Genomic DNA, 26,128 nt, shown 5'->3' on the forward strand with positions numbered 1-26,128 from the left:
CGGCGTACGCGGCCCATCCCGGATTCTCCTGGACATGCCGGAGCCGCCCATGTACGCAGCCACCCTCGATCAAACGGCCACCCTGAAATCCGTTGAGGCCGGCCCGGCCCGACAGGCCAGAGGCACGACGGTCTCTCAGCACAACAACAGCGTCAGCGCCCCCAAGGAACGAAGCGTCGTCGCGGACCGCCGGGCGGGCTGTGTGTTCCTGGTGGGCGCCGGCCCCGGCGATCCGGACCTGCTGACGCTGAAGGCCGCACGCTTGATCGCATCGGCAGAAGTGGTCGTCTACGACCATCTGGTCGGCAAGGCGGTGCTGGAACTGATTCCGGCCTCGGCCCGCCGCGTGTATGCGGGCAAGGAAGCCGGCAATCACGCCCTCCCCCAGCACGAGATCAACCAGCTGCTGGTCGATCTGGCGAGCGAAGGCCTGCGCGTGGTGCGCCTGAAGGGCGGCGATCCGTTCATCTTCGGCCGTGGCGGAGAGGAGATGCAGGCCTTGCAGGCCGCCGGCCTGCATTGCGAGGTGGTACCCGGCATCACCGCCGCAGCGGGCGCGGGCGCGACCACCGGCATCCCCCTCACCCATCGCGAGCACGCCCAGACCCTGGTTTTCGCCACCGGCCACCTCAAGGACGACACCGTCGACCTCGACTGGGATGCACTGGCGCGCCCGAACCAGACCGTCGTGATCTACATGGGGCTGGGCGCGCTCGACATCATCTGCCGCGAACTCGTCGCCCATGGCCTGCCCGCCGAAACGCCCGCCGCCGTCATTCACGGGGCCACGACACCCGAGCAGCGGGGCGTCTCCAGCCCCCTGGGCGAGCTACCGACGGCCGTGCGCGAGGCGGGCCTGCGCCCGCCCGCGCTGATCATGATCGGCGATGTCGTCAGCGTGGGTGACGCCACCGTGCAGGCGGCCTGTGCGCTGGCAGCGCACGGTGGCAACTAGCCGACGCGCGGCCGAAACCCCGAAAGCCCCCGGACAGTCGAGCCGCCCGCCACGCATCGCGATTCCAGCGCGGCGGGCGGCGCGAACACGCCATGACAAGGCTGATCCCGCGCAATAGCTGCACTCGTGCCATGGGTATAATTTGCCGTCCATACCCAACCTTCCGCGGATGCCGCCCATGGCCGAAGAGAACCAGTTTTTCCGTCCCGTACGCGATTTCTGCCAGCGCAGCGTCATGACCTGCAGGGCGGATGATCCGCTGGTGTCGGCCGTGGCCATCATGCGCGAGCGCAACATCTCGAGCATGGTCGTACTCGAGGACGGCAGGCCGCATGGCATCTTCACCGACCGCGACCTGCGCAACAAGGTCGTGGCCCCCGGGCGCTCGCCGGTCGAGCTGAAGGTCGGCGACGTCATGCATTCGCCCCTTGCCACCATCGGCGAGGACGATGTGCTGTACGAGGCGCTGTACCGCATGTCGCGCCTGAAGATCCACCGTCTGGTGGTGGTCGACGACGCGGGCGCGCTGTCCGGCATCATCACCGACACCGACATCCTGCGCCTGCAGGCGCACTCGCCGCACCAGCTCGTGCTCGACATCGAGAAGGCTGGCTCGATCGACGACCTGCGCACGCTGCACAGCCGCATCCAGGCGCTGGTGCTGCACCTGTCGGGCACCGGCATCCCGATCCGCGACATGGTCAAGCTCATCGCCAACCTCAACGACCAGGTGCTCATCCGCCTCATCGCGCTGCTGCGCGCCGACAAGTACGCCGACCTCACCGACGACTTCGCCTTCGTCGTCATGGGCAGCGAGGGCCGTGGGGAGCAGACCCTGTCCACCGACCAGGACAACGCGATCATCTACGCCGACACGCTGGGCGCGGACGAGATCGCCCGGCTCGAGGCGTTCTCGCACGAACTCATCGAGGCCCTGATCTCGATCGGCGTGCCGCCCTGCCCCGGCGGCATCATGGCGAAGAATCCGCCGTGGCGCCGCAGCCTGTCGGGCTGGAAGATGGAGCTCAACCGCTGGCTGTCGACGCCCACGCCCGACAACGTGATGACCGGCAGCATGTTCATGGACCTGCGCGCGCTGTATGGCCGCAGCGACCTCGTCCGGGCGCTCAAGGAGCACGCGTTCGCCACCCTGAGCGAGGACCAGGGCTTCCTGATGCGCATGGCGCAGAACATGACCAACTTCCTGCCCCCGCTGGGCTGGTTCGGCAAGGTCAAGCTGGAGAAGTCCGGCCCGCACCGGGGTCGGCTCGACATCAAGAAGGCGGGCATCTTCGCCATCACCGACGGCGTGAAGGCGCTGGCAATCGAGGCCCATGCACTGGACGGCACCACCCACGATCGCATCGAGGCGCTGACGGCAGCGGGCGTCATCAAGCCCGAGGATGCCAAGAACCTGCTCGCCAGCTTCGACTTCCTCGTCATGACCCGCCTGCGCGGCCATGTCGAGGCGCTACGCGCCGGCGAGACGCCGACCAACTACGTGTCGATAGACATGCTCAACGTGATGCAGCAGGGCGAATTGCGGCTGGCACTGGAGCAGGTCGCGAAGTTCCAGGGTTTCATCAAGCACCACTTCCGCCTGCACCTGCTGCGCAACTGACCCCGCCACTACGCCGCGGTCAGGCAGACGGTCCCTCGTCCTGCACCACAGTGCGCGCAATGCGCACCGCGGTGGGCCGGGGAACGATCGGCCGCCCCGCGGCCTCGACCGTGGCGCGGGTGAAGGCAGCGCCGAACAACAGGATCAGCGAGGAGTAATTCACCCACATCAGCAGCAGTACCAGCGAGCCCGCGGCGCCATAGGTGGAGGCGGTCGCCGTGGTCGACAGGTACAGCGCGATCAGCGCGCGCCCCAGCGCAAACAGCAGCGCGGTGACCAGCGCGCCGAGCCAGACGTCGCGCCAGCCCAGCACCACGTCGGGCAGCACGCGGAAGATGGTGGCGAACAGGAGCGTCACCACCACCAGCGACACCGCCCAGTCCATCCCCAGCAGCACGAAACCCGGCACCGGCAACCAGTCCTGGGCGAAGGTCACCAGCGCTCTCACCGCCACGCTCAGCATCAGCGACACCAGCAGCACGAAACCGATCGCGAGCACCACCGTCAGCGACAGCAGGCGAGTCTTGAGATAGAGCAGCACGCCGCTGCGGGTGGGACGCGGGGCCACGCTCCAGATGGCGTTCAGCGCCCCCTGCATCTGCGCGAACACCGTGGTCGCGCCGAACACCATGGCGCCGAAGCCGGCGATGGTGGGCAGCAGGCCACTGTGCTCGATGCGGCTGTTCTCAACCGCCGTCTGCACCGCCGCCGCGGCCCCCGCGCCGATGGCCGATTCGAGCTGCAGCGCGATCTCGCCCTGCGCCGCACGCTCGCCGAGCACCAGGCCGACCACGCTCACCGCCACGATCACCACCGGTGCCACCGAGAACACCGTGAAGAAGGCCAGCGCCGCGGCATGCACGAACACCTGCGCCTCCAGCCACACGCGCAGCGTCGTCCGCGCCACATTGATCCAGTACCGCATCCAGTCGCTCATGCATCCATTCCCGCAGATTGGAAGTCTGCCGTCATTAGGCCGGCGCAACCTCGGTCGCGCAAGCCTCGCACCATCGGTGCCCCGCGCGTCGCTTAGCAAATTCTTAGCATTCCCCGAGGCGCAAATTAGCAATCGGCAGCATCCGGATTCGCCACACTGGCATCGCTCGCCGGGACTGATCCCCGACGAAACGCAGCCAAGGAGCCGAATGCCATGAAGTCCCTCTTCCGTACCACGCTGTCCGCGATCACCGTCCTGCTCGGGGTCGGCAGCGCCCACGCCGACGACACCGCCATGATCGAACGGGGGCGTTACATCGCTCGCATCGCGGGCTGCAACGACTGTCACACCCCGGGCTACGCGATGAGCGGTGGCCAGGTGCCCGAGCAGGCCTGGCTCACCGGCGATGCCGTCGGCTGGCGCGGCCCCTGGGGCACGACCTACCCGACCAACCTGCGTCTGCGCATGGCGGCCATGAGCGAGCAGCAGTGGGTCGACGCCGCGCGCACGCAGACGGCGCGCCCACCGATGCCCTGGTTCGCATTGCGCGACATGGCGGAGGACGACCTGCGTGCGCTGTACCGCTTCGTGCGCGCGCTCGGCCCGGCCGGACAGCCGGCGCCGGCCTACCTGCCACCGGGCCAGGAGCCGGCCGGCGTCGCCATTCTCTTTCCGGCACCGCCGCCCGCCCGCTGAGCAGCGCCCCCGATGCGGTGCAGGCGGCGACAGGCAGTCTTTCGCCTTTTCGAAGGGCCGTGCGGATGGCTATAGTGGCAGCACCATGGCTCAACCGCCGCCCCTCCTCGGTGCCGAGCAGGCTGCCTTCATCTGCAGCGGCCTGTCGATCAGTGCTGCCGCCTGCCAGCCCGGCGCGCTGCCCAACCTCGCCCGCGCCACCGGCTGCCGGGTATCGGCGGACCGTCGCACGGTGACGCTGCTGCTTTCACGCCCCGCGTCCGCCGCGCTGCTGCAGGACGTCGCCGGCACGGGCCGTGTCGCCGCGGTGTTCAGCGAGCCCGAAAGCCATCGCACCCTGCAGCTGAAGGGCACGGACGCACGCGAGGTGGCCCTCGAGCCGGGCGACCCCGCGCGGGCGCAGCACCATGTCGATCGCTTCGTTGCCCGGCTCGAGCCACTGGGCTACCCGGTCGAGGTGGTGCGCACCCTGCTCGCCTGCGCACCCGAGGCACTCACCGCACTGGCGTTCACGCCCAGCAGCGGCAACTTCCAGACGCCCGGCCCGGAAGCCGGGACCGCCTTGCGAGGCGCGCGATGAAGATCGCCCTCGACGCAATCCGCAACTGCCTAGACGGCGCCATTCCCGGCCAGATCGCCACGGTCGCGGCCGACGGTACGCCCAACGTCGCCTACCTGTCGCAGGTGCAGTACGTGGATGCCCGACATGTCGCGCTGTCGTGGCAGTTCTTCAACAGCACTCGCCGCAACATCCTCGACATTCCGTTCGCGCGCGTGGCCGTCATCGACCCAGGGACCGCGGCGCAGTACCGGCTCTCGCTGCAGTATCTGCGGACCGAGTCCGAAGGACCGCTGTTCGAGACGATGAAGGCCAAGCTCGCCGGCATCGCTTCGCACACCGGCATGGCCGGCGTGTTCAAGCTGCTGGGCGCCGACATCTACCGCGTATTGCGCATCGAACGCGTGCCGGGCGCGACGCTGCCCGCCCCGCCCCCGCGCCGCAACCTCCTTGCCGCACTGCGCGCGAGCGCGGAACAACTGTGCCGCTGCACCGACCTCGAGGGCCTGCTCGGGCAGACGCTCGACTGCCTGGAGCAGCGCTTCGACATCCACCACGCGATGATCCTGATGCTGGACGCGGCGGTCGGCCGGCTCTACACCGTCGCCAGCCGCGGCTACGAGATCTCGGGCATCGGTTCGGAGATCGCGCTGGGCGACGGTGTGATCGGTGTCGCCGCGCGCGAGCGCACGCCGATCCGCATCGGCCACTTCGCGGCGGACTACAGCTACGGCCGCGCCATCCGCGACAGCCTCGCACGCGAAGGGCTGGTGTCGGCCGCGGGCGAGATCCCGCTGCCCGGCCTGCCGCGCTCGAGCAGCCAGCTCGCAGTGCCGATCCACGCCGGCCGGCTGCTGGTCGGCGTGCTCTACGTCGAGAGCCCGCTCGAGCAACGCTTCGGCTACGACGACGAGGACGCCCTGGTGGCGCTTGCCGGCGGTCTGGGCGGCGCGATCCAGCTGCTGCAGCAGCTTGCCGCGGACGACACCGGCCGGCCCGGCGCCCCGGAGCAGGCTTCGGGCGACGGCGCAGACACCGCGGGCCGGGCGCTGACGGTGCGCCACTATGCGGAGAACGACAGCATCTTCCTCGACGACGACTACCTCATCAAGGGCGTGGCCGGGGCGATCCTGTGGACCCTGCTGCACGACTACACGCAGCAGGGGCGGACCCACTTCACGAACCGCGAACTGCGTCTCGACCCGCGCATCCGCCTGCCGGACCTCAGCGACAACCTCGAGGCGCGACTGATCCTGCTGTCGCGTCGCCTGCAGGAAAAGAGCGCCCCGATCCGCATCGACAAGCCCGCCCGCGGCTGCCTTCGGCTCGGGGTCGATCGCCCCGTCGAGCTCGTCGACATCCTCGCCCCGCGCTGACCGGGGCCGATGCGCGATACGCGCGTGCGTCCCCGGCACTGCGGTAAACTCGCGCGCATCCATTCAATCCAACCGGAGCCCACGATGAGCCTGCTGGCACAACTGAAGAAAGATTCCCTGCTCGCACGCAAGGCGGCCGACAGCATTCGCGCCACGCTGCTGAGCACCCTGATCGCCGAAGCCGAGATGGTCGGCAAGAACGCCGGCAACCGCGAAAGCACTGATGACGAAGTGCAGCAGACCATCCGCAAGTTCCTGAAAAACAACCAGGAAGCGCTGAGCGTCATCAAGGACGCCGACCGCCGCGCGGCACTGGAGCAGGAGTCCGCGATCCTCACCGCCTACCTGCCGCCGATGGCGACCGAGGACGAGGTGAAGGCCTTCATCGCCGACACCGTCGCCGGCCTGGCCGAGCGCGGTCCCAAGCAGATGGGCGTGGTGATGGGCGCACTCAAGGCCAAGTACGGCAACGGCTTCGATGCCAAGCAGGCCAACGCCTGGGTCAAGGCCGCGCTGGGCTGAACCCCTTGCGGGCGGGCTCGTCGCCCGCCTCGCGGCGGAGCCCGCGTCGCGCCGGGCAGGCCGAGGATCAGGCGGGCGCTGCACCCAAGGCCGCGCGCCGCGCAAAGCTCGCCCGGACTTCAGTGCAGCGCAGCGTAGATCTGTTTTGCCGGCTCGCGCTCTGCCTTGTACGGCGCGGCGTATAGCCTGTTTCGGCTGCGGCCTGCTTGCTGGTGTAGCCGCCATGTAGCCGACAGAGAATCGACGCCCAGCCGATGTTCGCCACGCAGACACAACTGTGCCGCTGCTCTGCTACAGTTCGAGCATGAACTGGGTGCTTCGGCCAACCTTCGCCGTAATCATGCTCCTGCCCGCCACTGCCGACGCGGCCGGGTTCGCGCACTGCCTTCTCAGCCGTCTTCCTGGTGCGGACAACGACGCGATGGCGCGCGCAGCCCTTCACTTGTGCCTGCAATCGAATCCTGGCGGGTTTCTTTCAGTTGAGCAAGGCGCAGGGCGTGGCCTGTTCAGCTTCAAGTCGGGGGCAGAGTGCACGATCGAGAAGGCGAAGGGCACGAGAAGCAATCAAGCTGCGCATCTCATTGCATCGGCCTGCAGGAAGCTCTACGACGAGCCGGCGAGGTCTGAGGTCGAAGACTTCCTTGATGCAGCGGAGGCAAGGCGCAAGTAGCCTCGCCCCCGCCTACGATCACCCCACCTCTGCAAACCTCCCCGCCTCAAGGGCGTCGCGCCGGGTGCGCGGCAGATAGACGCCGTCGTCAGCCTCGCGGATGCGCCGTTGCCGGTTGCGCACGCTCTGCCACAACTGCGGCGGTGTGATCCGGCGGCCGGGATTGACCTTGTTGAACTCGGCTATCGCGCTGCGTGCCTCGTCCATGCCGCTTTGGTCCTGCTCCATCGCGGCGCGTGCGAACTGCGTCATCAAGTCCTGGCGTCGCTCGTTGAGTCGTCGATCCGCGCTCATCACCGCGCTGCGACCCTCGAAGGCAAGGCGGATCTCGGAAGGCGAGAAGCCTGACGCCTGCCCGAGCACGCCAGCCAAGCTCACCTCGTCCTTGATGACCACGCCAGTCCGGTCGACTTCGCCGTCGCTGTACTGGCGGTATGCCTTGATCGGGTTGCGCGCGAAGATCGGCAGCATGTCCTCCAGGCCGCGGGCGTAATCGCCGTCGGACATCTTTTGCGCGCCCTTGGCCGCATTCACACCCATGCCGATCACCGGACCAAGCATGGCCGTGGCGAAGGCTTCGGCCCAGCGCTGCCCCTCCAGGCTCTCATTCACGTCCGGCAGCAGCAGCTTGTCCAAACCCACACGCCCGGAGACGTCCCACGGCGTCAGGCGCGAGAAGCCGCGGGCGATCACCTCGGAGGCTTTCGGCCCGAAGGCGTCTGCCAGCATGTTGCGCAAGGCAACCTCGGCGTCCCACGGCTCATCGTCGCTGCCGCCCAACGCAGAGGCCAGCGCCAGAAGCGTGCCAACCATCGGCAGGCCCAGCACGCCGGCCGCGGCCGCGTGCATGGTCATCAGCGAGGCAAAGACCTTGCGCGCCTCGCGCCTGACCTCGGGCGACTCGCCATTGACCGACTGGTAGGCATTGCGCGCGATCGTGTAGATCATGTTCTGCGCGTACTGCTTGAACAGCAGAACAACCTTGGCGACGTTGCCCTGCATCACCCGCGGCCGGTTGCCGGCCGAGTAATCGAAGTGGCCGTCGTAGGTCGCCTTCACCGCTTGCGCGTAGGCCGTGTCGTGCTTCGATCCAGCATCGCGCGCAAGACGGTAGGCGGCCAGGAATGTGGCCTGCCGGTTGAAGCGCTCGGCGTGGTGGAACAGGAAGCTCGCAGCACGCATCACCGGCCGGATCTTCCACATCACCTTGGCGTCCTCGCCCTGGGCGATGCCGGCGAGGTCGTGAGCCATGGTGACGTCGATCACGCCGGTTCGCACCGCCTCATCGTAGGCGGCGATCTCATCCTCGTTCTTCAGGCGCGAACGAAGATCGTTCTTGCCCTCCATCGTTTCCTTCGAGGCCGTCATCAGGGCGGCGCCAGCCTTCCTGAATCCCCACTTGGCACCCAGAACCGGGTAGGCAACCAGCGGCGTCTGCGACAGGTTCACCATCGCGGCGGCCGGCGAAATGCCGAGGTAGTAGACAAAGCCGAAGCTGGTGAGCGCCGTCGAGAGCGGGTTGCTCTTCGGGTTCATCATCGCCTCGTGGCGCTTGTTCATCTCGTCAACGACGCGCTGCGCGGCCGGCTGGTCGAAGTCCTCAAGCGCGCTCATCTCGTCGACGTGCTTCTGCATCCGATCAAGCTCGGCCTGCATTTGGTCGCCGTACCGCAGCTTGGCAAGGTAGCGCGCGCCGTGGAAGGTGTTTTGCGCGAAGGCACGGCGGGCATCCTGGCTGAAGCCGGGCGTCCCCTTGCGGTGGATGCCGTGCTTCGCCCACGACAGATCGGGCAACGACGACAAGTAGAGCTGGCCCAGCGTGTCTTCCAGTTCGGCCATCACGCGAGGATCAAGCTGCTGCTCATCGAGCGCGTTGAACAGTTCGGACATGAAGCCGCGCCCGACCATGTCACGTCCCGCGATGAACTCCTTGCTCAGAATGACGCGCCCGACCTGATACCCGTCCTTCGCCGGGAACGCCTTGACCATCTCCTGACGCATGGCTTCCGCCTCGGCCATCGTCTCGGCGCGCGACACGCTCGCAACCTTGCCGGTGTCGTCCTTTGTCACCACGACGTACTGTCCGAAGCGGGCGAGCGGGAAGTACACGCCCTTGATCGACTTGAAGAAGTCGTCATCCATGCGCTTCAGGAGTTCCGCGCGCCGCTCTTCTCGGAGTTCGCTGCGCATGATCCGATCGGTGATGGCCTGCCGCACCTCCGCATGATGCTTGCGGTAGTGGTCGCGAGCCTCACGATAGACCTTCTGCGCCTCCGGCGAGAGTTGCGCAAATTGCGCCTTGAGCATGTGGCTCTTGGGCAGATCGTCGCCCGGCATGTGCTCGACCGTGTCGTCGGCGTCGATTTGCGCCAGGGTGGCGTCGTGCATCAGGTCGGCCAGCTTGCTCTCGTCGGGCAGCTTGCCCCAGCGGCGCGCGAGGTCGTCGGCAGCGGCGCCCACGTCGTTCTTGTCGGCCTCCATCTGCGCGGCGAGGCGGTCGTACTCGGCCAGCGGCAGCACGTCGCCATACACATCGACCAGTTGCCGGCGGCCCATGAACTGCAAACCCAGCTTCAGCCAGTCAGTCAGCTTGTGCTTGCCGGCCTTCTTCACGTCTTGGACCGTGATGGACTTCAGGCCATCGCCGATGTTCTTGGCAAGCGCCTGGGCGCCATCCATGCCTGAGCGGCTGAACTGCAATTCATCTGCGCCACGCTCGGCAGTCTGCACAATGCTTCCCCGCACCTGCTGCTGCGCCATCCTGATGTTGCGCTTGTGCCAAAACGCCGCACGACCAGCATTCGGAGCGTCGTCAGTCAGGATGCGCTCGGCCACGCGCAGCACCTCGGATAGCGCAGTGTCGTTGCGCGAACTCAGGCCCAGCAGGTTTCGCACTGCCTCAACGAAGTTCGACCACATCGAGCCAGAGCGATACGGAATCGTCTCCAGGTAGGCTTGCGCCTCGCTATTCGACAGCGCCCACGCCAGCACCTCATCGTCGCTACGGAAGGCGTTGTTTGCGCCGCCACGCATGTCCTGCTCAAACTCGGTGAGCGTTGCCTTGCCGGCGTCTGCTGCGTCGAAGCGCTTGCGAATGTGCTCTGCAATGGCATCAGTCACGGCCATCAGGTCGCGCGCATGCTTGCCGGCCAGAGAATTTGGATTCTGCGTGCCATAGAAAACCATGCCGGCCGTGGCGGCATGAACCAGCTCGTGCAGCAAAACCTCTTCTTCCACGCCGACCCTGCCGGTCATGTCCGCGCCGTTGAGCCACACAACGATGTCGCGGCCCTTCTCGTCGAACCCTGTTTCCGTGTAACCGCGCGAGTTCGCCATGCTGGCGGGGGCCATGTCGCCGCGGTGGACAATCTTCAGGTCGAGCGCAACGCCGGCTTTCTCAAGGCGCTGCAACTTCTCCAGCACCTTTTGCGAAACAACTGCCTTCGCGCCATCTTTCGATCGCGTCAAGAACTGCGCCGCCTCGATCAGCGTCTTGCCCTCGATGGCAGACTGCACACGCTGCGCTTCTTGTACAGGGGCGTCGCCGACTGAGCGGCTGAAGCTGTCGCCGGCCGATGCAGCCGTCGCCGATCCCGCCCGCACCTCGCCTGCCGCGGCCCGATCCAGCCCAGCCATCGCGTAGCCGACGAAGTCGTCGACGCTCATCGTCTTCGTGCCCAGCCCGTTGCGCAGCATCCAGGTACGGATCATGCCCACGAACGAGCGCAGGAAGTCACCGACGCGCTTCCCGAGCGTCTTGTCGGCCCACTGCACGAAGGCATTGTCGGCGAACTTGTAGCCCGCGCTCCGGCCTTCGATCACCGCCTGCTCGACGATGTAGGCGGATGCCTCAGACGCCTTGTTCGACTCGCCGGCCATTGCCATGCGACGCGCCACGCGATCGAGGAAGCCGCGCATCGCCGGGTCTTTCACCGACTCCCTGCCGCGCACCATTTCCATCGCGCGCTGGTCGATCTTCTGGCGCTGCTGGCCGTGCATCACCTCATGCAGCAGCACAGCGGTTGCGGTGACAGGATTCAGGTTCGGGCCGACAAGGAAGGTCAGGCCAGACTTTGGATCGTAGAAGCCGTTGACGACGCCAGCCGTCGAGAACTTGCGCATCGTCGCATCGAGGTTGCGGCCGGTCTTCTCGGCCACGATCCGACCCACTTCACGCATGTCCGCGGTGTTGATGACCACGGCGCCGCCACGCTTGCCGGCTCGGCCGCGCTCAAGCATCTTCTGCGTGACCTCGGACAGGCCACCGAACTGCAAGCGCATCGCGCGAACCAGCCCCTTCTCGGTGATGCCGGTCAGCAGTGCGTTGCGATCGCGCTGGAAGGTCGCCGAGAAGGCCACTTCAGGGTCAGCATCTCCCGGCTGCCTGTCCCCGCCATCAACGGCCGGGCGGTCGATCACCACCATGCGCGCATTGACGCCCGTCTGCACAGGAAGGGACGGGTCCATGAACGAGCCTTCGGGCAGCTTCTCGGACGTGCCGCCCACGGAATCGAGCCAGTCGCGGAAGTCCTGTGCGCGCTTGTCCTGACCGAAGAAGACCCCTTCGCCCATGATCGCCACGATCCGGCCGCCAGGGCGCAGAAGCGTGAATGCGTGCTGCACATGCTCGGCGTCGCGGCGGTCGCTGAAAGGCGGGTTCATGATGATGCGGTCGTAGCCGCTCCACGATCCGCGATGCGCCACCCCTACAACCTCGTCACGGTTGTACAGCCCAAGACGATTGCCCTGTTCATCCTCGAGTCGAACACGCTGACTGCCCATGCTCCCTAGGCCGCGCAGAATGCCTTGTTTGCCATCGGGCGCGCGGAAGATGTCGCCGTAGGTGAAGAACTTGCGCGGCTCCATGTTCATGAAGTCGCTCACCTCGGCGAGGTGGTAGCCCTTTTCCTCCAGTAGCTCGCGGCGCTCGGCGGAAATCTCCACCACGTCCGGTTCTGCGCCTGCCTCGCGGATGCGGTCGGCAATGTGCCCCATGCCGGCGCTCGGCTCGAGCACGGCCATGTCGGGCTTGATGTCCGCCGCCTCGACCATCTGGTCGGCGATCTCGGCCGGCGTCGGGAAAAAGTCCAGCCCGTCCGCGCGGCGCCCGACCATCGCGAGTTCCATCTCGCGGACCTTGTTGGCCACGGCGGTCTCTTGCAGCGCGATCACCTCGCGCAGCGCCGAACGGAACTCGCTGGGCGTCTCGATACCGATCCGCGACAACAGCTTGCGGCGGTCGTAGGCGTTCTGGAACTGCCACGGCACGGCAAGGCCGTTCGTCTTGTTGCCGCGGCGGCCGATGGCCTCGACAAGTTCCTTGCCGAACTCGCCCGACAGGGTGATGCGCTTGTCGCCATCGCCCGCCCACACCTTGCGGTTCATCGCCTCGGACGGGCTCAGGATGACGCGGTTCTGGCCGCGCTTGATCGGCAGCACGATGGCCTTGCCGACAAGTCCACTTTGGCGGATGGCGCGCTCGGCGCTCTCGCGGTTGGCGAACTCGGCCAGCGCGTCACCGCGCCCGAACTGCGACACCGCGCGGATGTTGTCCCGAGCGAACTCGAGATAGGCGTCGGTCACGTCATCGGCCACGCTCATCAGTTTCTGGCCGAGCTTCTTCGTGCCATCAATTTCAAGCATCTGGCGACCGAGCATCGCAAGGTCGGAGCGGAACGCGGTGTAGCTCGGGAAGTCAGCAAAGCCTGCTGTCTCGGCGGTCGCCGGCTCGCCCTTGCGCTTTTCCTGGTCGGCGTAGCTCGGGTATTTTGCGCGCAGCTCATTGCCCTTGGCGGTGCGCACGTAGCCCAGCAGCGCCTCAACCTGCGTGCGCGTGCGCACGGCATCGAGGAACTTCGCACGCCCCTCCTGGATCGCCTGCGCGATGTTGCGCATCGTCCGGGCCATTGCCTTCTGTGCCGCCGCCGCGTTGAGCGCAGCAGAGGCAAAGCGGGCGCGGCGCGCGGTGTTCGCCTTGCGGTAGCGGCTCTCTTCGGCGTTCGCATCCTGCTCCATGCGGTCAGCCATCTCGGCCAAGCGCTCGGCCGCGGTCTGGCTCCTGTCGTCAGCGAATGCGTCGCGGCGCTGCTCGACCTGATCCTTCGCTGCCGCAACGTCACCGCCTGCCAGCTTCAGGAATGCCTCTGCATCCTCGCGCATCCTGAACTGGAAGCCGGGCACGGCGCCATTGCCACGGAACCCGGAATACCGGCCGCCCAGCCGCTTTGCGCCGGCCAGCACGGTGTTGTAATCCTCCCTGCTCAGGCGTTCGGCCAGTTGTACGACGAAGAGGTCATGGCCGTCGCGCGTGTGCTTGGTGGCGATGACCTGCCCGCCCGTCGTCTGGCCGGCTGCGCGAACCTCATTTTGCGCAGCACGCTTGCGCGCCTCGCGGGCCTCGCGCGTACCTTCAGCCTCGAGTTCGTCGTAGCGGATGCGCTGCTCCGGGGTCAGCATCAGAAACGCCTCATGCCGCGTCTTGCCTTCCCGGATATGCGCGTTCATCAGGCTGCGGTAGTCGTTGAGCGTCTGCGGGTTCGCCATTGCCTCAGCGCGCGCCGTGCGGCGGACCTCAGCCTCTCGAATGGCCGCCTCACGGTCACGGACGTACTGCGCCAGCTTGTCGGCGTCGGTCGCCTCGACCATGCGGCGCACCGCTTTCTGGTAGCTATCGCGCGCAATGCCGTAGCTCACGGTCTCGCCAAGTGCGTACTCGCCGATCATCTGTCGATAGACGGCGTCGACCACGCCGTCCTTCTTCTCGTTGGCGTAGCGCATTTGCAGGTACGGCCCGCCATCGCGCAGCAGTTCGGCCTTGGTCTTTGCGCTCAGTTCGGCCTTGATGGCGGCCTCGTTAGAGACAACCTGCTCGAACGATGCCTTGAACGCCTCGGGGGTGGCCTTGCCGGTGCGTACGGACGCCATCAGCGCTTCATGCTGGGCGGCGTAGCCTGCGGGTGCCTCGGTGGCGGGCGCCTCGACCTTCTCCTTGACGATCTCGACCCGGCGAATCCTGCCGTCCTGCATCACCGTGCGATTGCCGCCGTTGAAGCTCTTGAAGTCGCGGCCGATGCGCTTCCACTCGTCCATCGTCATCTTGACGGGGCCGGCGTATTTCGCAGCATCGGCAGCGGCGTCGGCCTCGCGGCGCTCGCGGTCCGTCTGCTCTGCGGCAGCCATGCGGGCGCGGTCCTCGGCAACGCCGCGATCAAAGGTCGCCTGGCCGCGCTTCGCAAGGTCGTTCAGAGTGTCGTCGTAGTCCTCGAGTCCGTACCGCTTGGCGTGCTCGCGTGCCTCGCGGATCGGGTATCCGTCGCGCTGGAAGCCGGTGCCGTCGGCGATGCGCTTTTCCGCGTTGGCGATCATCTCTTCCAGTTCGCGGCGCGGCGCTGCGAACTCGTCGTACTCAGTCTTGTAGGCGTACCCGAACGGCAGCCATGCGCCGCCAACCTTGAACTCCTGGCGCGCATTGGAAATGCCGTCGATCTGACCCGTCTCCATCGGGTACTTGCCCGACACCTTGACGGTTTCGCCTCGCTTGAAGGTGAGCGTCTGGCGCTGATCCTCGTCGACGCGCTCGACGATGAATTGGTCGCGGTCAGAGGCGGGTTGCCCGGGCGCCTCGTCAGTTTCTTCTGCGACAGGACGACCCTCCTCTCCGCGCCACTTCGCCGGAAGTTCCGCAGCCGTGATACGCCCCACGCGAAGATCCGCAATCAGCCCTTCAAGGTTCGCGGCGTCCGTCGCGCGCTTGTTCCATGCTTCCGTGCCCGACTTGGTGCGCTCGTTCATGGAGCGCAGACGATCCACCTCGGCCTGCATCGGCGCAATCACCTCGCGGTCGATGCGATCCTCTTGCGCCTTCTTCTGCATCGCCTCGCGCTGATAGCGGTCGCGCACCAGATCATCGAGCTTGAAGAAGTGACGGGAGGCGTCACGCTTTTGAGCGTCCGTCAGGCCGTCGTACATCTCCAGCGACACGTCGGCGTCGCGCGGCGCATCCATCAGCGCAGCCCAGTAGGCGCCGCGCGCGGAAACCTCGGACTCGCCGCCGCCGGATGCTGCGGCGTACTTGGCCTTGCGCTCGTCGCCGTTGGCGTTCTCCAGATAGGCGTCGCGGTAGCGATTGCCGGCCCACTGCTGTTCAAGCCACTGATCGAAGGTCAGACGGTAGGCAGGTTGAGGTTCTTCCTCGGTCGGCGCGTCAGCGGGCTCGGCGGCCTTGGCCTGCGCGGTCGCCGCCTGCTCGATCTCTGCGATCAGTTCATTCATGCCGCGGATCTTCTGGATCGTCGGGTGCATGCCGCGCCAGTTGCCGGTGCTGGTCAGATACCAGCCGCCCATGTCCTGCTGGACCTGCCAGTCCTTGCCGTCCAGTGTCACCACGTCGCCCGCGTTGTACGGAGTAAAGGCGGAAACCTTGGTCGGGTCGCGGCGGGGGCCGGAGAGGGCGGGGGGCTCTGCGGGGGTGGTGTCGGCCTGTGCACCCGCGAGCACGCCATCAAGCGCATCAGACACTTCCTGCGCGTCTTCAGCCATGAGGGCGTTCACGCGCTCGTCGTGAGTCATCCTCGCGCCAGCAAGGCCGAGCGCATCAAATACCGCCTTCAGGTCTTGCCCGGATGCTTCTTCCAGTCGCTTGCGAAGGGGGCTTTCCTGCCCCGCCTGCTGTGCACGACTGGCGCGCACCAGCGCCTCGCTGATCTGCGTGCGCATCGCATCAAGATCGGCCGAGTCTTCGATGTTCGCATCCGCCCACGCCTCATCCGGCGCAATGCTGCGCAGTTGTGCGTTCATGGCCTTCAGCGAAGCAATGGTGCCCGCCCTGTTCGCAAGCTCAATTTGGCCGGCGCGAGAAGCCACGTCGGCGGGGCCGGCGTACCGCTTTGCCTCGGCCTGCTGCGCCGGCCCCGCGCCAGCCTCCGATGCGCGATACAGCGCAGTCCGTTCCAGCGGTATCGACTCGACCGAAACGAACTCTCCGCTTGGCGCCAGCATGTAGACCGTCGCCGTGCCTCCTTCTCCGAGCGCGCCGTCAGCGACTTCAACGGTCTGCCCGCCGCGAAGCCCCATGATGCGACCTGCGGTGAATTTGCTCGCAGCGGCCTCGACGAACCTTTCTTGCTTGCGCAGTTCCTGCCCTGTGAAATTGGCGAGGAACTGCTTGCGGTGATCGGCGTATGCACGTTGGGCGGCATAGTGCCGCTGAAGCTCCGGCTCCGCGTTGACCGCCAGAAGCTGATCCATGAACGCCTGCTGCTCGGCCTCAGTCGGCCGGCTCGCCTCGCGCTGCGCCGCCGCTTGTGCCGCCGCCTCTTCCTCGGCCTCACGCTCCGCGCGCCAGTCGTCGTAGCTCTTGCCGCCAGACTCCTTCTGAAAGCGCGTCAGCAGTGCGCCATCGCCCTTGTTGCGAAGCCGCGCGACCTCGATGGCGTTGCCGATCTCGGCGAGCACGTCATCAGTGCGGCCGGATTTCTTGGCGTCCGCGATGGCCTGCTCAAGATTCTGCCCGCCGGCCAGCCCTGTCCCGTAGCTCATCGGGCGATCAGGGTTCTTCGCAAAGCCCGGCGAGGACTTCACCTTGTCCTTGAACTCACCCAGCTTCTCGACGGTGTTGACCACCTTGAATTTTCCGTCGCCCGGAACATCGAAGGTTACGAAGCCGATTTGCTCGGCAAGCCTTGCCATGCGTTCGTCTTTTGCGTTGTCGAACGCATCGCTCGCCGCGTCGATCTTCTTGCTGCCCTTGCCGAACTTCTTTTCTGCGGCCTTGCGGTCAAAGTAGTTCTTGCGCTCGCGCTCCATCTGAGCCTGAAGTTCCGCATGCTCGGCAGGAACGTTCGCAATCGCGCGATCAATCTCGGCGATCAGCCATGCCTTTGCCTCAGCCGGATTGAAGTCGGTATTGCGCGCGGACTTCTGGATGGCCTCGGCGATGACGGGGGCCGTGACCGGCTCTGCGGTCTGGCCGGGGTCTTTGTGGGTTGCCTCCTGCTCTGCCGCCTTGCGCCGCTGGACTACGTACCCCTTGTCGCCTACGCCTGCGTCTTTCGCCGACACAATCTCGTGCGTCTCAGCCAGTCCACGCGCGCTGAGTTCGCGCGAGGCTGCGGCCTTGACGGCGAACGGCTTGCCATCCTTCGCGGTGATGACGTTGAACAGCGGATTGGCGGCGATCTCCTTCGCCCCTTGCTCGCGCTTCTCGCCGGCCTGGTCAAGGTTGTCGCGGTGAATCCTCGTTGCCTTGCGCTTGCCGTCCTTCGTGAAGGTTTGCAGCAGCTTGCGGTCGCCTTCAAGGTCGGCAGTGCGCACGGTGACGGTTTTGCCGTCGCGGCCCTTCAGGGTCGTGAACTCGGGCGCGGCCTGCGTGTCCGCCTGCGTCGCTTGCGGCTGCTGCGGCTGCGCGGCAGCGTCAGTGGCGGCCCGCCCAGTCGCCTGCTCGGTCGCCGACTGGCCTTCTGCGCGCCTGCGCTGGTACTCGGATTCAGCCTCCATTGACTCAGCAAAGCGGGCGCCAGCCTCTACGTCCGTCAGGATGCGAGCACTTTTAAATCGGTTGTCGCTGATCGCGGCCTCGATGGTGTCGTATTGCGTGTCGCCAAATACGCCACCTTTGTTGTAGCGCGTGACCTGGAACTTGCCTGGCTGTTGCGCAGACGGGGAGATCGTTGCGAAAGTGTCGCGCCCAGTGTCGAAAACAGGCATCTCGCCACGCTCGACTTTTGCGCTCACCTCGGCGCGGGTCATTTCGCCCAAGCGGTCAGAAAGCGCATATTCCTCGTCGCTGAAGAGTTCGACCTTTCTGTAGCGCTCGATCAGACTGTCGCGGCTCTCTTGCGCGCCTTCCTGCCCGCGCGCGCCCTGCGTCTGCGCGCTCGGCGAGTTCTTCACCGCCTCAAGCGCCTGGTCGATCGGCGCATCAAGCACGATGGCCTTTACCTGCTTGCCCTCTTCTGCGGCAGCCAAGGCTTGATGGTGTCCGTCGACGATGTGGCCGTCGCTGGAAACGATCACAGCCCTGTCGCCTGCGGCGGTCTTCGCGGCCTCGACCTTCTCCGGCGAGAACTCGGCCTGCGTCGGCTTGAGCGATGCCGCATCGACGCTTGTCGTTTCGTGCGAGATACCTTGGGCGTTCAGGTGCTTGACCAGTCCGCCATGCGACTTTGCCGGAACCTGCGGCATTTCTGCCCGCGGAATGCCAAGCGTTCCGGTTTCCGGCGCGAACTCTTTGACACTGGCGCTGGCCTTGCGCGCCTTCATCTTCTCGATCACCGACTTGCTGCCGGCCTCAATCTCGTTGTCCGCTGCTTTCCTGCGCTTGGCGCCCTCGCTTTCCAGCACGCGGATCGTTTCCGTCTGGAGCTTGTCCGGGTCGTATGTGCCACGCGGCTTCAGCCCTTCCGGCGTAACGTCGCCCCACTGGCCGTTGGCAAAGCCAATCGACTTGCCAGCCGACTCGATGTAGTAGCGGCCGTCAGGATACTGGCTGCCGAAATTCACATAGCCGTCGCTCGTGCCGATGGACGATGCTTGAACCTCCAGCGCCTCAAACTCGCCCTGTACGTTGGTGACGATGCGCTCGGACGGGAATGAAAGGCCACTCGGCATCGGCCTGCGGTCCTGCTCGAGCACGGGCGCACCTTGGGATGTGCTCGGCCGATTGCCTTGCTGCGCTCGGCCCTGGGTAGTATCGGCACGCTCGGCTTGTGCCTGGAGCGCTGCCGCGATTTCCTGCTGAGTGGCGCCGGCTGCCAGCGCTTTCTCGTAGTTCGCCAGCAGCGCCCGGCCGTCCTTGCTGGTGTTCGGGTCCCCCATGAACGTCACGCCACCGTTGGGCGCGACCGCAAGCTGGACGCCGCTGCTACCGTTCAGTCGGCTCTTGTCGACGGTGGCCTTGATCCACTTTGCCTTTTCGCCCTCCTGTCCGCGCGCTTCTTCTGCTTGCGTAGCCACTTGTTGAGCCTGGGGCACATTGACGACGGTCTCCTTGGGGGCTGGGGCGGCGGCTCGGTCGGCAACGGTGCCGGCCATGTCTGCTTCGAGCGCCTGACGGAACGACGTGGAGAGCTCGACGCCGAGCTCACCGGCCACGCCGAACAGATTAACCTTGGCGCCATCGGTCAGCAGGGCGATGTTGCGCTCCTTGCTGGCGGTCGGCTTGAGGCCCATGGTCGGCAGGAAGCGTGCGGCGATCTGATTAACTGCGCCAGCCTTCATGCCCTGTAGTCGCTTGGCAAGCATCTCGGCGGTTTGAGCCTTCACCGCATCCACTGTTTCGCGCGAGACGCCGGAGGAGGCTGGCTGCTGCTCGGCGGCCGGGTTGATCGTGGCGCCGGCCTGAACCGGCGCCTGCGCCTTCTCGCGCGGCTGCATGGCGGCTGCGGGTTGCGCGGGCGCCATGGGCGCCTGAGTCGGTGAAAAAGTGGCCTCGCTAGACTCAAGAAGCGCCCCTAGGTGTGCAGAAAGCTGCTGGCCCGGCGTTTCAAGGTTCGCCGCGCCAAAGTCTTGATCGAGAGAGTTGTCATCAAGGCCGTCAATTCGATCGCCAACTTTTGAGATGCCTGTTGCGCCACGCCCTTCAGGGAGCGGGCTACCTTGTTCATCAACTGCGATGAGGGTCTTTACCTGTGTGCCGTCCTTTCGCACTCGCTCAAAGACTCGATACGCCTGCCCAGTGCCTTTATCAACAATCTCGTCTCCGTCTTTCGACGCCTCAAACCACGAGCGAACCCTTGAACGCCATCCGTTCCTCTGCTTTGTTGCAACAGCGTTTTCTTCACGCCTTGAAGTCGCCTCATTTTTTTTTCGCGCAGCATCCTGAATGTCAGTCCACTCTTGAAATGCGACCTCATACGCTGCGGTTCCAGGCGTCAGTCCTTTTGGATCGAACTTTGGCGCACCTTGGCCTTCTCCTGCAGTATCACCCAAGGTATCCACCGCCGGTTGTGCGCCACGGCGCTCGATCTCGGCAAGCGCCGCCTCCTTCCATCCGGGACGGCCCTTCTCGGCCAGGTACTGCAACTGCTCAGGCGTGCGCGAGGCGAGCTCCTTGCGCGCCGCTTCTTGATCGAACGCCGGCGGGGTCAGCTCAAGCCCAGTATCGGCGGGCGATTCGTTCTTGACCGGCTCTTGATTGCCAGCCGGCTCGGCCTTCGCAAGCTCACCCTGAAGCCGATCTCGCTCTTCGGCGAGACGGCGATCCCATCCGCCATTGACGCGGGCCTGCTGCTCGATGAAGCCCAGGCGCTCGCGCATCTGCTCGGGCGTGTCGGTCGCCTGCTTCTGCTCCGGGACTCGTGCGCCAGCCTCAATGATCTCGCCCGTCTCGGGATCGACAGCCTGCGCTGCCTGCTGCATCGTCGCTGATGCGCCGGTATCGACCGCGAGTGCAGCGGCGGCCGACATCGGGCCGGCGGCAGGGTCAAGGCCCATCTGCTGCGACGGCAGCGGCTCGAGCGCACGCTCGTTGATGATCGGCGCGGGTGCAGGCGGGAATACGCCGGCACGGCCAAGCGCGGCTTCGTCGATGACCGGACGCTCGGCGGTCGGAGTGAAGCCTTGTGGCGGCGCCGCGGGCGGCTCGTTGCCGGCGGCCGGCGGCGGCAGCCCGCCATCCTGCGGCCCGGGGCGCGTCATGCCGCTGTAGAGCGACGCACCGCCACCCATTGCCATGCCGGCCAGCGGGCCCATCACGGCCGCATCTTCGACGCCTTCGCTCCACGGCTTGTCGAGCGCAAGGTTCTGGATGATCTGCTCGGAGATCGACTGCGGCAGTTCTTCGAGGAAGCCTTCGGAGATTGCGCCCTCGACCACTTGACGCGGAATGCTCTTGGCCGGCAGCTTGGCAATCTCGCCGGCAACAATCTGCGGCTTTGCGCCTTGGGCGATCATAGTGTCGACGTCGCCCAGGCCAAAGCGCTGCGCTACGCGCCCACCCAGGTAGCCGAACAGCGTACCGAGCGCGCCGGTAGCCACGGCGGCGCCGGCCTGCGTCGGCGCCAGAAGCCCGTCGTCGGTTTCCTGACGGATGGCCTCGGCCTGCGCGCCGGCCATCATCGTGCCTTCGCCGATCGCGCCGGCCGCAGCGGCGCCCACCTTTGGCGCCACGGCGCGCACCGCGCGTCCTGTAACGCCGCCGGCCAGCATCGGCGCTGCCGACTCGACAATGGTGTTCGCAATCAGGGACGGGTTCTGGATGGCGACTGCCGTCTTGTCCAGGATGCCGTCGACCTCCTGGAATTGGCGCTGCTGCTCCTTGTACTGGTCCGTGTTGAACTCGCCAAGGATCTCCTTGGCTTCCTTCGGCCGGAAGCCGAAAGAGCCGCCTTCGTTTTCCAGGAACTTCCCAACGCGGCCGCCGGCAGGAATGTCGGCAAGGCCGACAAGCGTCTCAGGAACGGCAATCGCAGACTTGACCGCAGACAGGCCCAGGTCGCGGGCGTGACCGAGAAAGCCTTTGTCCTGCGGCGGAGCCGTCTGCATCAGCGCGTCAACTTCGCTCGCCGGCTTAACCGATGTGCTGGCTGGCTTCTGGCCGCCGTTCTTGTTCGATTCGTAGCTGTCCAGAAACTTGTCGACTTCGCTCATGTGGCGCTATTCCTCACTGATACCCAAGGGCGCGGATCTGCGCGGCCCGCTGTTCGCGCGTAAGCGCGGTGTTCTGCATGATCTTCAGCACTGCTGGGTTCTCGTTGATCGGCGGAAGCGCCTGCGCGCCTTGCTGCTGATCAACGAACTGCCCGGTTTGGTTGTTGAACACTCGCGCAGGACGGGTAAAGGCCATGTTGGTGGTCGGGTCGATTTCCTGGCCGCCCGGCACGACCGTGTAGCGGTTCGGCGCGTCCTTCCCGTTCATAGCCCTGATCTGCTCGGCAACCGCGGCACGCTCTTCCGGCGTCTTCGCATTTTCGTATGCCGTGTACAGCTTCTCCACGCGCTCCAGGCTGCGGGCCTCGAAGCCGCGAACGTTCGCCTCGGTGTCAGCGCGCTGCTGGTCGATGCCGAGTCGGCTGCGTTCGATCGCCGTTCGATTGGCCTCGGCCTGCGCCGCAAGTCCGCGGCTTGCGGCGCCTTCGCGCTCGCGCATGGCAAGCTCGGCTGCCGCACGCTGGCTCGCCACGTCGGCATTGCGCATTGCTACCGTTGCATTCAAGCGCGTGCGTCCCATTCCCTTCATGGACTCTTGGAGCGCGGAATCGCTGAACCTGGCATTCGTCTCATCGACAGCAGAGTTGCCAATGACGCCACCGCGAGGCCCGCCGTCTGAGCCACCCTGCGCGTCGAGATAGCTTTGGCGGATGGCGTTGGCTGCGGCCATGCGCTCGTTGGCGGCGTTCAGGTCAAAGCCGCGCGTGTAGTTCTGCGGTAGCGCACCTTCGCCATTGCCGGAAAACTCCATCACGCCGTTTGCGCCGCGGCGCGCGCTGATGTTCGATCCACGAACCCGCTGCTCGGCGTTGTAGAAGCCAAGCGCCTGATCGTTCGCGCCACGCATCCCAGCGGGCGCCTCGCGTTGCCATGCTGAACGGTAGGCGTCTCCGGCATCGTTGCGCTGCTGCTCGGTCAGGGAGGACGGGTTGAAGCCTTGCGGAGCGGCGGCAGTCGACGTGCTCGCGGGATCGCCGGCTTGGCGTTGTTGCGTAGCGGGGGCGGAGGTTGCCGGTTGCGACTTGGGCTGCGCAGAGAATCCGGCTGCCGGCCGCGTGCCCTCGATCGGCGTCGCGTCGCCAGTAACCGCCGTCTTCAGCGCATTGGCTGCCGGGTCGATCAAAGTCTTCACGCCACGACCGATGTCGTCAGCTAGGCCGACAGCGGACACGGGCATATTGCGAACCGTGGCGCCAATCGCCGCCGGGATGCCGCCCTTCTGGTAGGACTCGGCGATGTTCTGGCTTGAGCCTCGGATCGCAGTGTCCGTACTCGGGAAGGCGGCGCGGAAGCCGCGAGCAATTTCGCTGTTTGCGCCCTCGTACATCCCTTGCCCACCCGATCGCTCCACGCGAGCCTGATTGCCAAGCGCAACGGCGCCCATCTGCGGGCTCGGCCCGGTGCGGCGGCGCCCATCCTCGACAAGCCCGCCATCAGCGAACCCGCGCGGCTCGTCCATCAGCGACCGGCGCCCCATCGCGCTCTGCTGGTCGATCTGCCCTTGAAGCTGTGCGCTCATCTCGGCATTGCGGGCGATGGTTTCCGAGCGGCCCTGACGCTGCATGCGAGCCTGACGGTCAAGCGTGTCTTCCTCGATCTGGCGCGACCGGGCAAAGCCTTGGTCGATCGCGGACTCGTTGCCGCCCATTGCTGTATCGTCATCCACAATGCCGCCATCAGCGAAGCCGGCGGCTGCGTCGATCTGGCGCTTACGGTTGCGGAGTGCGTCAGCCGCGGAGCCGATCGACGGCGCGGCCGGGCGCTGGACGGGCTGCTGCGGAGCGGTGGCGGCTGCCGGCTGCGGGCGAGGCGAAGATCCGCCTCCGGTGCCGTACTTGGCGGAGATGCGCGCGATCAGGTCGTCGGTGCTTTCCACTGCGCCGCCATCGGCAAAGAAAAGCTCGCCTTCCTGCGGCTTGAAGCCTCGGGCTGCGACCGGCGTATGGGTGGCACCCTTCATCTGGTCAAGCACCTTGGCGCCAACGGCATGCACCGCCTCTGGCGGCATCTCGTATTCGCCATTGCTCAGATTGACCGGGACGGGCTTTCCAAGCTGGCCCAGCGCCTTCTCGCCGATCTTCGCAGTAGAGTCCGCCGGCATGATGTAGCTGCCGCTCGGAACTTCGGTCTTGATGCTGTCGGACGTGCCGGTGCCTGGGCCTTTGATCTTCCCGCCCTTCGGTTTGTCCTTGGGCGCGGCGCCCGCCTTGAATCCATACATGGGTGGCCCCTAAAGAAAACGGCTCGAACCGGGCCGATACTCCGGTTCGAGCCGCTGGCAGGCCAGCCCTACAGGGGGCGTGCGCTACACGGCAGTCTTCGGCGTCACCTCGCCGGCCACGTCGCCGCCGTAGCTGTAGCTGACGCTGTTGCTCGCCGACCCGCTGATGCTGGCGCTGGCGTTGACCATGCCGTAGGCGCTGGAGGTGAGCTGCGCATAGACCTGCGCGCCGACCTTGGCCGCATCGAGACGCGCGTTGTTGGTCTGGAGCGCCACGTCGGCGTTGATCTTGGCCGTCTGAAGCATGAGCTGCTGGCTCGCCTCGTAGTCCTTGATCTGCGTCTCCCAGCGCATCGTGATCATCTTCGCTTCGGACTCGATCGCCGCAGCCTCGGCCTTGTAGCCGTCCAGCAGCGCGCCGCTCTGGATGCCCAGCGCCTTGATCCGCTCCCCTTCGGTCTGCACCTTGGCCTTGTAGCCGTCCCACTCCGCCGTCTTGGCCGACACCAGAGCGTTGTAGCGGGCGAGTTCGGCCTTCGCCTTCTCGGCCTGTGCGCCCACCTTGGCGCTGAAGGCATCGGCCTTGGTCTTGTACATGTCGACCAGCGTGCTTTGTGCCTGCACGCTCGCCTTGTACGCCTCGACCTTGGCCGTCTCGGCATTGACCTGCGCGACATAGGCGCGAACCTGCTCGCCGGCCGCGCTGATCTTGGTTTGCTCCAACTGCACCAGCGTCTGCGCCGCGCCGACCTGCGCGCGGTAGATCTCGACCTGGGACATGCCGGCGTCGATCTGGGCCTTGAACTGCTGCACCAGCGACTCGTTGATCTGCGCCTTGGTCTGCTCGCCTTGGAGTTGGGCCTTATAGACCTCGACCTTGGCAAGTTCGGCCTTGATGAGCGTGTCGTAGCTCTGTGCATAGGTCTGGTAGCCGACCAGCAGCGCCTTGAACTGCTCCACCGCAGCGTTGTGGCTCTGGATCGCGTTATCTGCGTAGGCACGGGCCGTCTCGAACGAGAGCTGCTCCAGCTTGAAAGCGTAGTCGATGAGCTGGCCTTCGAGCTGCATGCCAGCGGCGATTGTGTCCTTCAGGTTCGCCTGCTCCAGCTCGGCTTGCTTGATCGCTACGTCGCGGCTCAGTTCCGAGAGCTTGTCGTAGTAGTTCTGCTGGGCCTCGCGCAGTTGCGCGGCAATGACGCCGGACGGAAGCTGGAAGCCCAGCGCCTCAGAAGCTCGCTGAATCTCGGCCTCGTTCGCCAGCGCGATCTTCGTCTCACGGCTGCGCGCGCGGTCCCATATCGCTTGCTCGACAGCCTCGGGAATCCCAGTGCCACCGGACAGACGCGCTTCGAGCGTCGCCTTCAGCGCGTTCAACAAGGTCGACGCGTATTCCGACCCGCGGGCGTAACTGAACGGTGTCGGGCTCACCAGCGTGAGCGTCGGCATGTCCTCCAGTCGCGCGAGCCAGTCCTCATGCAGATCGACACCGGCAAAACTGACCGTCGACAGGCTCAAGTACGTTGGCTCGGCCGGCATCGTGACCACCGGGGCCGCCGGCACGGCGACATCCGCGGCAGACGGGACAGTCGGCACGGCGCCATAAGAGAGCGTCGGCGCAGTGGGTAGCGTCAGCGTCGGCGCCGTTTCGGTGAAGTCGTCGATCGTGATCCCCGGCATGTCGATCGACAGTTCGGTCGGCTGACCGCCAGGAACGGCGAAGCTGATCGTCGGCATCGACGGCGCGACCGGCATGGACGGCAGGCTCGGCGCCGCGATGCTGTTCCACGTCATCGAGATCGTGGGCGGGCTGTAGATGCTCGAGTTGAGCGCCGCAGTGAAGCTCGACATGTTCGACTGCGACAGTTCGGCGTACCGGTACGCGCGATCAAACGCCTCGGAAACTTCGGTGCTAGGACCGGACATGG

11 protein-coding genes are annotated in these 26,128 nt (G+C 66.1%); 7 read left to right on the forward strand and 4 right to left on the reverse strand.

Going from position 1 to position 26,128, the window contains the following annotated elements; all coding sequences use genetic code 11:
- The first annotated feature begins 49 nt into the window (after positions 1 to 49).
- Both cobA and AC731_RS06365 read left to right on the forward strand, forming a co-directional pair.
- Positions 50 to 955, forward strand: coding sequence for a uroporphyrinogen-III C-methyltransferase (gene cobA / locus AC731_RS06360; RefSeq protein ID WP_205626642.1), 906 nt, complete (start codon positions 50 to 52; stop codon positions 953 to 955).
- Between the two features lie 178 nt (positions 956 to 1,133).
- Positions 1,134 to 2,576 carry a putative nucleotidyltransferase substrate binding domain-containing protein gene (locus tag AC731_RS06365; protein ID WP_048704161.1) on the forward strand — a complete coding sequence of 481 codons (1,443 nt, stop codon included), beginning with the start codon at positions 1,134 to 1,136 and terminating at the stop codon, positions 2,574 to 2,576.
- A 19-nt stretch (positions 2,577 to 2,595) separates the two neighbouring features.
- Here AC731_RS06365 and AC731_RS06370 read toward each other — a convergent pair whose 3' ends face one another.
- Complete coding sequence (locus AC731_RS06370) at positions 2,596 to 3,513, reverse strand: YihY/virulence factor BrkB family protein (protein WP_048704164.1); 918 nt, start codon at positions 3,511 to 3,513, stop codon at positions 2,596 to 2,598.
- Between the two features lie 213 nt (positions 3,514 to 3,726).
- Here AC731_RS06370 and AC731_RS06375 point away from each other — a divergent pair, with 213 nt between their 5' ends.
- From AC731_RS06375 to AC731_RS06395, 5 genes are all read left to right on the forward strand, one after another.
- Positions 3,727 to 4,209: a hypothetical protein gene (locus tag AC731_RS06375; protein ID WP_004255905.1), complete on the forward strand. Its 483-nt coding sequence runs from the start codon at positions 3,727 to 3,729 to the stop codon at positions 4,207 to 4,209.
- 85 nt (positions 4,210 to 4,294) lie between these two features.
- Positions 4,295 to 4,789, forward strand: a complete 495-nt coding sequence (locus tag AC731_RS06380) for a hypothetical protein (RefSeq protein WP_048704167.1) — start codon at positions 4,295 to 4,297, stop codon at positions 4,787 to 4,789.
- Entirely contained in the window at positions 4,786 to 6,144 is a 1,359-nt protein-coding gene (locus tag AC731_RS06385) for a GAF domain-containing protein (RefSeq protein WP_048704170.1), read from the forward strand. Before AC731_RS06380 ends, AC731_RS06385 begins: the two co-directional genes overlap by 4 nt.
- Positions 6,145 to 6,228: 84 nt before the next feature.
- A complete protein-coding gene (locus AC731_RS06390; protein ID WP_004255914.1) occupies positions 6,229 to 6,666 on the forward strand; it encodes a GatB/YqeY domain-containing protein in 438 nt (145 codons plus the stop codon).
- A 304-nt stretch (positions 6,667 to 6,970) separates the two neighbouring features.
- Positions 6,971 to 7,336: a hypothetical protein gene (locus AC731_RS06395; RefSeq protein WP_237266613.1), complete on the forward strand. Its 366-nt coding sequence runs from the start codon at positions 6,971 to 6,973 to the stop codon at positions 7,334 to 7,336.
- A gap of 18 nt (positions 7,337 to 7,354) precedes the next feature.
- Here the strand turns inward: AC731_RS06395 and AC731_RS06400 are convergent, their stop codons facing one another.
- The 3 genes from AC731_RS06400 to AC731_RS06410 form a co-directional block, all read right to left on the reverse strand.
- The gene (locus AC731_RS06400) at positions 7,355 to 21,922 is read right to left on the reverse strand and encodes a PLxRFG domain-containing protein (protein ID WP_062450063.1); all 14,568 of its coding nucleotides are present in this window, start codon (positions 21,920 to 21,922) and stop codon (positions 7,355 to 7,357) included.
- A 13-nt stretch (positions 21,923 to 21,935) separates the two neighbouring features.
- Entirely contained in the window at positions 21,936 to 24,203 is a 2,268-nt protein-coding gene (locus AC731_RS20125; protein ID WP_048704181.1) for a hypothetical protein, read from the reverse strand.
- 84 nt (positions 24,204 to 24,287) lie between these two features.
- Positions 24,288 to 26,126, reverse strand: a complete 1,839-nt coding sequence (locus AC731_RS06410) for a hypothetical protein (RefSeq protein WP_082794264.1) — start codon at positions 26,124 to 26,126, stop codon at positions 24,288 to 24,290.
- Positions 26,127 to 26,128: the final 2 nt, after the last annotated feature.

Source organism: Thauera humireducens (genome assembly GCF_001051995.2).
Taxonomy (GTDB): Bacteria; Pseudomonadota; Gammaproteobacteria; order Burkholderiales; family Rhodocyclaceae; genus Thauera; species Thauera humireducens.